Origin of the sequence: Sulfitobacter sediminis (assembly GCF_040811725.1) — a bacterium.
Lineage (GTDB): Bacteria > Pseudomonadota > Alphaproteobacteria > Rhodobacterales > Rhodobacteraceae > Sulfitobacter > Sulfitobacter sediminis.
The window spans coordinates 1-7,958 of the sequence record NZ_JBFNXX010000051.1 but is presented as its reverse complement, the minus strand read 5'-3'; the positions used below and the strand labels follow the sequence as shown (position 1 = coordinate 7,958).

The window sequence follows — 7,958 nt, the reverse complement described above, 5'->3', positions numbered from 1 at the left end:
ATCATCGCCAGATCTCCCTTGCCTCAGGGCAAGTGAATCAGCCGATCACGCAACGCTCAAGCAGAGTTTTTCAACAACATCTCCGCAACTCGGTCATCGAGCTTGATCTTGGGAATTTCTGCTGTCGACAAGAAGCGGACGTTCAGGCCCGAAACCGCGTTTTGACGGCCCTGGATGACCGCTCAGCGCCCAACAGCGGTCACCTGACCGGAACGCTCAGATGTCTCCTTCGAGCCCGAAGCAGAGCTTGTGCAGCCGCGCGAAGGTTTGCGGTCATGGAACAGAAACGGTCGCCAATCGGAAGACCTCGATGGGTTCCCGAAGACCCTTGAGGCTCAATTCTCCTCGAGACTCGACTTGGAACTCGTCTTCCACTGCAATGGCTGCTTTGGGGCTGAGAAGGATTTCGCCGTCGTCAGCTTCGTCGCATAGCCGCGAAGCGAGGTTGATTGCCGTGCCGGAAGCCGTGTAGTCGAACCGGCCTTCGAACCCGACCATGCCGACGGTTGCGTATCCCAGCGATACCCCGATACCGAAGCCCAGCCTGTAGCCCATTCGCTTCCAAGTGCGGCAGAGCTCTTCCATCCGCGCCCGCATCGCGATGGCCAGCCGGACGGCATCGCCCGCCGGGTCGTCGCAGGGCAGGGGATCGTTGAAGAGCACCATGATCCCATCGCCCATCCGGTGATCGACGCCCGCGCCATGGGAGTTGATGAGCTTGCCCAACTCTTCGTGATAGGTCTGCAGGACCTCGATAGTCTCTTCCGGTTCGGCGGTTTCGCAGAAGGCGGTGAAGCCGCGGATATCGCAGAAGAGAACGCCCAGCAGCACCCGGTGGCTCGACAACATGTTTTCGGAGCCAGAGGTGACGATAGTATCGGCCACGGCCGCGGGCAGAAACCGTTTCAGCCGACCCATCCGCTCAATTTCACCCACCTGTTCGTCGACGCGCTTCTCGAGTGAAGTATTGAGAGATAACACCTCCTCTGTCTTTTCTTGCAGGGCTCTGAATTGTCTGGCGTTTTCGATCGCGATCACCGCCTGGGCCGCGAAGGTCTCGATCAGGGCGACTTCGCTCTCCAGAAACGGCCGGACTTCGTGCATCCGCATCACGGTTATGCAGCCGATAGCTTCGTTGTCGATCAGCAACGGAACGCCCAGAGATGTCCTGAGGCCCCATTCATCGACGAGTTCGACACGAATTGGATCACCCTGCCGGTAAAGCTCAGTGTCGCGCGCGTCTGTGATCTGAGCGGGCCGACCTGTCAGGACCGCATCCGAAGACGTATGGCCTGACGTGATCGAGTGGGTTTCGCCCAGATCGCTCTGGCGTCGTGCCCCTACAGTTGCCATCAGCGTCAAACTGGTGCGTTCCGCGTTCGCCATCAGAATCGTCGCGCTGTCAGCGCCACACAGACGGGTGGCACAGTCGAGGATCGCGTCGAATACAGGCTTTTCTGCGTCCCTGCTACGACTTATGACTCCAAGAATTTCTGCGGAGGCCTTCTCGCGCTCTAGCCTTTCTTGAACTTCGCGGAACCGTCGCACGTTCTCGATAGCGATCACCGCTTGGGCGGCGAAGGTTTCGACCAGTTTGATCTGCTCGGGTGGGAACGGGCGGATCTCGCGGCGGTACAGATTGATGGTCCCGATTGCCCGTTCACCGCGGATCAACGGGATCACCAGATAAGTGCCGACCTTCTCCAGTTCGGCCAACTGCGCACGGCGGTGGTCAGAAGTATCGGGTAAATCCGAGCTCGACAGATCATCTACCTGAATAACCAGCCGATTTCTGATTGCCTTCGACGTCATTAATGCAGAGCCTTCGATGGGCTCCAGTTGCGTATCCCAGACCCGTGCCATTTCGGAAGTTGCACCGCGATGCGCGGGGACCCGGAAATGCGTGCCTTCGTCATTCACAAGACTCAAGAAAGCAAGAGGCGCATCGCAGAGCCTACAGGCGCTCTCAAGGATCGTGTCAAAGACAGGCTTTTCATTGTCGCGAGATTGGCTGATGACCCCCAGGATCTGTCTTGTCGCCTCTTCCCGCTCCAGTCGCTTTTGCACCTCGCGGAACTGTCGAACGTTCTCGATAGCAATGACCGCCTGTGCCGCAAACGTCTCGACCAGAGCTATTTCCTCTGCCGAGAAAGGGTTCACCTCTTGCCTGAAAAGAACGATGCATCCAACGCTCTTGCCGCCGGTCCGCAGGGGCGCGGCTAGCAGCGTGCGCATCTTCTCCGTGTCCACCGAAGCAACCGTCAGCGGATTGCCAGAGATGTAGTTCTCGGATTTCCGAAGATCGTGAATATGGACCAGCTCGCCCGTTCGCACCGCCTTTACGTGATAATGTGGCCCTTTCATGGACCAAACCCAACGATCTGAGGGGATGACCCGCTCACTCGCACCTAACGTTGCCACTTCGCGCAGATGCAAGCCGTCTTCGTCCAGCATATCCAAGTCTGCAAAAGGCGCATTGCACAGACGCGCAGCACTTCTCAGGATGACGTCGAAGACGGGCCCTTCGTTGGCACGACTTCGGCTGATGACGTCGAGAACTTCCCTAGTGGCGGCTTCGCGCTCCTGTGCCATTGCGAGCTGGGCAAGCAAATTTTCCCTGTCTGCCCGCTCTTGCATTGACTGTCCCCGATCCCACTGCGACCTGTAATGACCATAATCATCGTAATGTTCGCTAGCCAGAAAATTGCAATGACGTGAGTTCGTGGAAGGCCGTTCAGTCCGCATGCGAGACGTCGAACGCAGTCGCACCGAATGGCCGATTTTGGTATTTGCGGTTGTTGCAGCCAAGAAGCGGACGTTGCCGTAGCGCGGGCCAGTCATGAGTGGCGGATGAAGGCGGATTTTGAGGTCCTTTGATAATAGCACTCAGATTAAGGATGCGAACCGAAGCTGAGATGTCGGAACCTGGTTTCAATTTTGCGCAAGACCAAAACGCTTGCGTGCGTCTCGACTTTGGGCCTAGCGTGGCTGAGACACGCAGCAGATAACTTCACATCGCATCGTTGTCTTGGAGGATTTCTCTCGTGCACATGCGATGGGTCATTCTGTTTGTGCTGTTCTTCGCCCGGACGATCATGGCCATCCAATTTCAGTCCGTGGCGGCGCTGTCTCCGTTCATCATGGACAGCCTAGCGATAACGCTTACGGAGATAGGGATCCTGATCGGTCTCTACTCGGGGCCCGGTATTATTGTCGCCGTTGCAGGCGGTGCGGTTGCAAACTGGTTCGGTGACAAGCGAACAGTCACCGCAAGTCTGGTGCTCATGGTCGTCGGCGCAGCGATATTCACGACAACGACGACCCTTGCATGGGCTATTTTCGGCCGGATCATTTCAGCCGTCGGCGGACTGGTTCTCAACGTTGTGATGACAAAGATGGTCATCGACTGGTTCGCCGGGAGGAATGTTTCAACGGCTCTGGCGATCTTTATCAGTTCCTGGCCCGTCGGGATCGCGCTAGGTCTGCTGATCCTGCCGCCCCTCGCCGCCAGCACGGATTTGCGGACGGCCTGGATGGCGCTATCGATCCTCACCGGGGCGGCCCTTCTGTTCTTCGCCTCCGTCTACAAGGTACCGCCCGGCGCGGTACCGGGTAACGCGCGGATCAGCTTCTCCTCTCTCCCCTGGACGCCACTGGCATTCGCCGCAGTTCTCTGGGGCCTCTACAATTGCGCATTCTCGATGATCTTCAGCTTCGGCAGCCTTGTTCTCGCCGAGCGCGGCTTGCCGGTCATCGCGGCCAGTTCCGCGATCAGCTTCTACATCTTTGCGGGCGCGATATCGATCCCGGTCGGAGGATGGCTGGCGGATCGGACCGGTCAGCCTGATCGGATTATCCTCATAAGCTTGGTTGGTGGCATGCTCGTCTTTCCGGCAGTTCTTTATCTGCCAAACAGCTTCCTGCTCGCGGCACTTGTGCTGGGCGGCCTGCTGGCCGGGCTGGCACCTGGGCCGGTGGTTTCCATGCCCGGCCTCATCCTTGCGCCCGAGATGCGCGCCTTCGGGACCGGCGTATTCTACTCGATATACTATGTGCTCATGATGATTGCCCCAGCTTTGGCGGGCAGCCTTGCCGATCATGTCGGCAATGTAAGCGTCGCCTTCGTTCTGGGTGCGGGCATGATGCTGCTCGCGATCTTTGCACATTGGGCGTTTCAGCAAACCGCCTCTCCGCTACAAAGCGCAGGATCGTGACACGTCTACTGCAACGGCAAGAGGCAAGGCCCTGTGGCGCGCGGGATTGGGTTGCGCGATGACAACCTGCAGGGAAAGGCCATGATAGACGGTGATTTCGCGGAGACCGAGAATGGCAGGATCCTGGCCGGGATGGCCCGAAAGTCCCGCATGATCTTTTTCACGGGGCTGCCAGCCTCCGGCAAATCGTTCTTTCTTCGTGCGCTGATCTCGATGGCAGGGGCTGCAGGGCGCCGCGTCCATTTGATGCGCTGGGATGCGGGGCTGGCCTCGTTTCAGACCGATGAAATCCTGGCGCGTTACCCCGATGTCGCCGACGGAAGCCATCCGATCATCCGACTGGCGGCCGGATTGTGGGGACGACAGGCCGTCGCGCGCTGGCTGGACAGGCATCCGGATCACGCGGACCTTCTTGTCGGGGAGGTCCCCATAGTCGGAAACAGGTTTTCCGAATTGGTGAAAGTGCTTCCCGACGCGGTCGAGCCAGCCTTGGCGTCGCAAAAGACGGCCTTTCTTTATCCTGTCCCGACCGAGGAAATGCGGGCAAAGCTGGAAGCCCTTCGGAGAGAGACATTCGCGAACCCAAGGCACCCGGATGAGGCCAAGGATGCGCCTCCCGCCACCATGGAGCTGGCCTGGAGGCTGACCTGCGCGAAGTCAATCGAACTCGGGCTGGTACAACCGCCAGAAGGCGAAACTACGCCCGCATATGACGCGGCATTGTACCGCCGGTTCTTCGACCATCTGCTCCGGCATCGGAACGCTCGGGCGCTGCACGTGGACATGTTCTATGCGAGCAGCGGATCAGCCCACGATATTCAGGGGGGCGTTTCGGAAATCTTCGCGACGCCCGGAGAAGCCCAGGGAGCGATAGCAGCGATCGAAGCTGTGATGAACGCAGGCGCCGCCGCCCAAGCGGTCGAAAACTGGTATCGGATGTGATGTGCCCTCGGTGGACGGATCGTCTGCGACTCGGTCGCGGGCACTGTTTAGACCCAAATCCAATTCTCGCGTACACGGTCATTCGGCCGTCAAAGCGGGCGGTCGCCCTGGTGCCGACGGCAGGGAAGCATTGCGAACTAGGGGGTACTTTGGCCGGGCATTTTGCAGTCGAAATACCCAGATGACATGCAGACACGCGCGCGTTCTTTTGCTTCTGCTATTTGCGCCGGTGTCATGCTTTTCTCAACCTCTACCCGTCTAAATGAGGCCATGGGGTCACCAATTGCGCTCGCGATATTGAACCACATGTGGGCTAAGACGAAGTCCTTCGGTACGCCCTGACCGCTCTTGTACATATCTCCAAGCTTGCTCTGTGACCAAGCATGGCTCTGTCTGGCAGCGACAGTATACCAACGGAGCGCCTCCAAATGGTCCTGCGGTACACCCATGCCCTTTTCATACATTTGTCCAAGAAAGGCCTGCGCCCTTGCATGGCCCTGGTCGGCGGCGGCTTCGTACCAACGCATTGCTTCCGTGTAGTCCTGGGACACACCAAAGCCCTGTTCGTAAATGTACCCAAGGTTGCACTGCGCCGCAGCATAGCCCTGCTCCGCCAGGGAGTGCCAGCTTTCCAGTGCGGTTCGGTAATCGCCCGCATTATAAGCAGTCAAGCTTGCGCTATAGTCCGGAATAGGCTCCTCAGCTTCAGAGGGCGCCGCCATCATCAGTTCTATAGCAAAAATCGCTATCGAAGAGCTCTTGCGCACAGTTTTCCCCACTTCCGCATGTTGATAACCCTAACAGCTAGTTGGGTGCGGTCAAACTGCAGTTGAGCCCTGCGCGTAGATCGGTGGAATTAGGTTTGCGTTTCAAATTGCAGAGCAGACATGCCCAAATTTCGGAGGCCATATATCCCCTCCACGGTAGACTGATGTCCGAAGTAGACCTAGCACGTGCCTTTGCGCTGGCAGTAGAGGCTTCATCAATCACAGCTCCGTTCCGCGGTTACATCGCGCGCTGCGTTCTGCGTCAAATTCCGCCTCTTGCTAAGGGACTGCCGTTCACGGCGACTGTTTCCAACTGGTCCTGCGGATATTAACCGGTGGTCATGCAGAGCAGGACGAAAGTGCCTTGATAAACGAGTTCGTCTTGCGACCCTCGAACGAGAGGCACTAGAAGGTCTTGCAAACAGGACATCGCATATGCTGACTGACGATGAACTGGACCAACTCGACACATTGCTGCTGTCCTTTCCAATGGAAGCGGACGGCATGCTACTCAGCGAATTTGACGGATTCTGTGCAGGCCTGATCGTGGGCCCCGAGATGGTCATGCCGGGGGAGTGGTTGCCCTGCGTGTGGGGGAACAGCCCTGAGCACCTTGAGGACGTCGAGGCCGCGATGGACCTCATCATGCGCCACTACAACGACGTGGCGCGTTCCCTGACCCCTCCTGCGATGGGATACGCCCCGCTCTATGACGAAGATACGCGGACCGGAGAAATCCTCTGGGAGTCCTGGTGTTGCGGCTTTGAACGCGCGATGCGGCTGCGCCCGGACACCTGGGAACGCATCGTTGAAAGCGGGGACGAAGAAGCGGCGGCCTCAGTCAACATGATGCTGGCGCTCTACAACATCGCCGAAAGTCAGAGCGATTTGCCCAAAGCCTCAGTCAAAGCGCTGACGGAAGAAGCCCCGGACCTGATCCCAAACCTTGTTCTGGCAATCAAGGGTTGGACCAAATCCGGGCGAAAAGCTGCCCCCTTTCCTGCTTGGGCTTCGGCAAATCGACCTCAAGCCCTCCAAAAAAGAACGAAAGTCGGGCGAAACGCCTCCTGCCCCTGCGGGTCCGGTCGCAAGTACAAGCGCTGCTGTGGCGCCAATTAGAGGGCGCTCAAAATAGGTGCCGCACCGTCCTACGTTGAAGCGGGCACAGAGTCTCTTGATGTAGTTTTGGGCCGAAGCGGACCTTCGTGTATGATGCAGTTAATGGCGGCTCCGAGCCCGAAGCGATCCAAACAATTATCAGTAAAGCCGGTTCTCTTCGTCATCCGTATGGATGACCTGAACGTCTTCGACTGTCTGCTCCCGATCAACTGTGCCGACAACCCATTCAGCGAGCGTGGGTGCCGTACCTCGTGATGGCCAATGGTCAGGATGCCAAAGCCTCGAGCGGATAAACGACTTCGAACAGTGCATGAAGACTTCTTCGACATCCACGACCATAGCAAGCAAAGGCTGCTTGTTGTTTATGGACAGGCGTTCGCTGATCTTCTGATCTTTCACAATGCGTGCTTTGCCGGCAACGCGAAGGGTATCGCCGTGACCCGGCACAACAAAGATGAGACCAACATTTGGGTCGGATAAAAGGTTCACAAAACCGTCAACGCGATGATTGCCAAGCCGATCCGGAATAATGAGCGTTTTATCGTCAAACACTTCGACAAAACCGACCGGATCACCCTTGGGTGATACATCAATCAATCCTTCTGATGCCTTGGTCGCGACAATCACGAACGGCGCGCATGAAATAAATTTCCTCGCAACAGCATTTATTCGATCAGTAACCTTTAGGTCAGTGTTGGAACCCTTGTACTCGGGGAGCAGTTCTCGAAGCCGTTCTATGTCCGTGATTTCTTCATCGACCTGCAACATGTTGTGTTCCCTGAATTGAATGCTTTCGAAGCTACAAGCGGGAGGGAAACCACGCAACTGCAACGGCGGTCTTGTCCTGTGTGGATGGCTCCTGCAAAGCAAGACATTTTTGAAGTGATCGGCCTTTTGTCAGAAGCGGTCTTGTGTC

6 protein-coding genes are annotated in these 7,958 nt (G+C 57.5%); 3 read left to right on the top strand and 3 right to left on the bottom strand.

Annotated elements, in window-relative coordinates; all coding sequences use genetic code 11:
* Window positions 1-273 precede the first annotated feature (273 nt).
* Complete coding sequence (locus AB2B41_RS22520) at window positions 274-2,592, bottom strand: GAF domain-containing protein (protein WP_367880073.1); 2,319 nt, start codon at window positions 2,590-2,592, stop codon at window positions 274-276.
* 458 nt (window positions 2,593-3,050) lie between these two features.
* Here AB2B41_RS22520 and AB2B41_RS22515 point away from each other — a divergent pair, with 458 nt between their 5' ends.
* Together AB2B41_RS22515 and AB2B41_RS22510 are read left to right on the top strand one after the other, a co-directional pair.
* A complete protein-coding gene (locus AB2B41_RS22515) occupies window positions 3,051-4,214 on the top strand; it encodes an MFS transporter (protein WP_367880072.1) in 1,164 nt (387 codons plus the stop codon).
* Between the two features lie 81 nt (window positions 4,215-4,295).
* The gene (locus tag AB2B41_RS22510) at window positions 4,296-5,156 is read left to right on the top strand and encodes a hypothetical protein (RefSeq protein ID WP_367880071.1); all 861 of its coding nucleotides are present in this window, start codon (window positions 4,296-4,298) and stop codon (window positions 5,154-5,156) included.
* A 137-nt stretch (window positions 5,157-5,293) separates the two neighbouring features.
* Here the strand turns inward: AB2B41_RS22510 and AB2B41_RS22505 are convergent, their stop codons facing one another.
* Window positions 5,294-5,923, bottom strand: coding sequence for a tetratricopeptide repeat protein (locus AB2B41_RS22505; protein ID WP_367880070.1), 630 nt, complete (start codon window positions 5,921-5,923; stop codon window positions 5,294-5,296).
* 435 nt (window positions 5,924-6,358) lie between these two features.
* Here AB2B41_RS22505 and AB2B41_RS22500 point away from each other — a divergent pair, with 435 nt between their 5' ends.
* Window positions 6,359-7,042, top strand: coding sequence for a UPF0149 family protein (locus AB2B41_RS22500; protein ID WP_367880069.1), 684 nt, complete (start codon window positions 6,359-6,361; stop codon window positions 7,040-7,042).
* A 138-nt stretch (window positions 7,043-7,180) separates the two neighbouring features.
* Here AB2B41_RS22500 and AB2B41_RS22495 read toward each other — a convergent pair whose 3' ends face one another.
* Complete coding sequence (locus AB2B41_RS22495; protein ID WP_367880068.1) at window positions 7,181-7,810, bottom strand: MSMEG_1061 family FMN-dependent PPOX-type flavoprotein; 630 nt, start codon at window positions 7,808-7,810, stop codon at window positions 7,181-7,183.
* Window positions 7,811-7,958: the final 148 nt, after the last annotated feature.

What these genes read in the sequence shown, in the direction of transcription:
- AB2B41_RS22520 (WP_367880073.1), bottom strand. Translation starts at nt 2,592, where the DNA reads ATGGCACAGGAGCGCGAAGCCGCCACTAGGGAAGTTCTCGACGTCATC.
- AB2B41_RS22515 (WP_367880072.1), top strand. Translation starts at nt 3,051, where the DNA reads ATGCGATGGGTCATTCTGTTTGTGCTGTTCTTCGCCCGGACGATCATG.
- AB2B41_RS22510 (WP_367880071.1), top strand. Translation starts at nt 4,296, where the DNA reads ATGATAGACGGTGATTTCGCGGAGACCGAGAATGGCAGGATCCTGGCC.
- AB2B41_RS22500 (WP_367880069.1), top strand. Translation starts at nt 6,359, where the DNA reads ATGCTGACTGACGATGAACTGGACCAACTCGACACATTGCTGCTGTCC.
- AB2B41_RS22495 (WP_367880068.1), bottom strand. Translation starts at nt 7,810, where the DNA reads ATGTTGCAGGTCGATGAAGAAATCACGGACATAGAACGGCTTCGAGAA.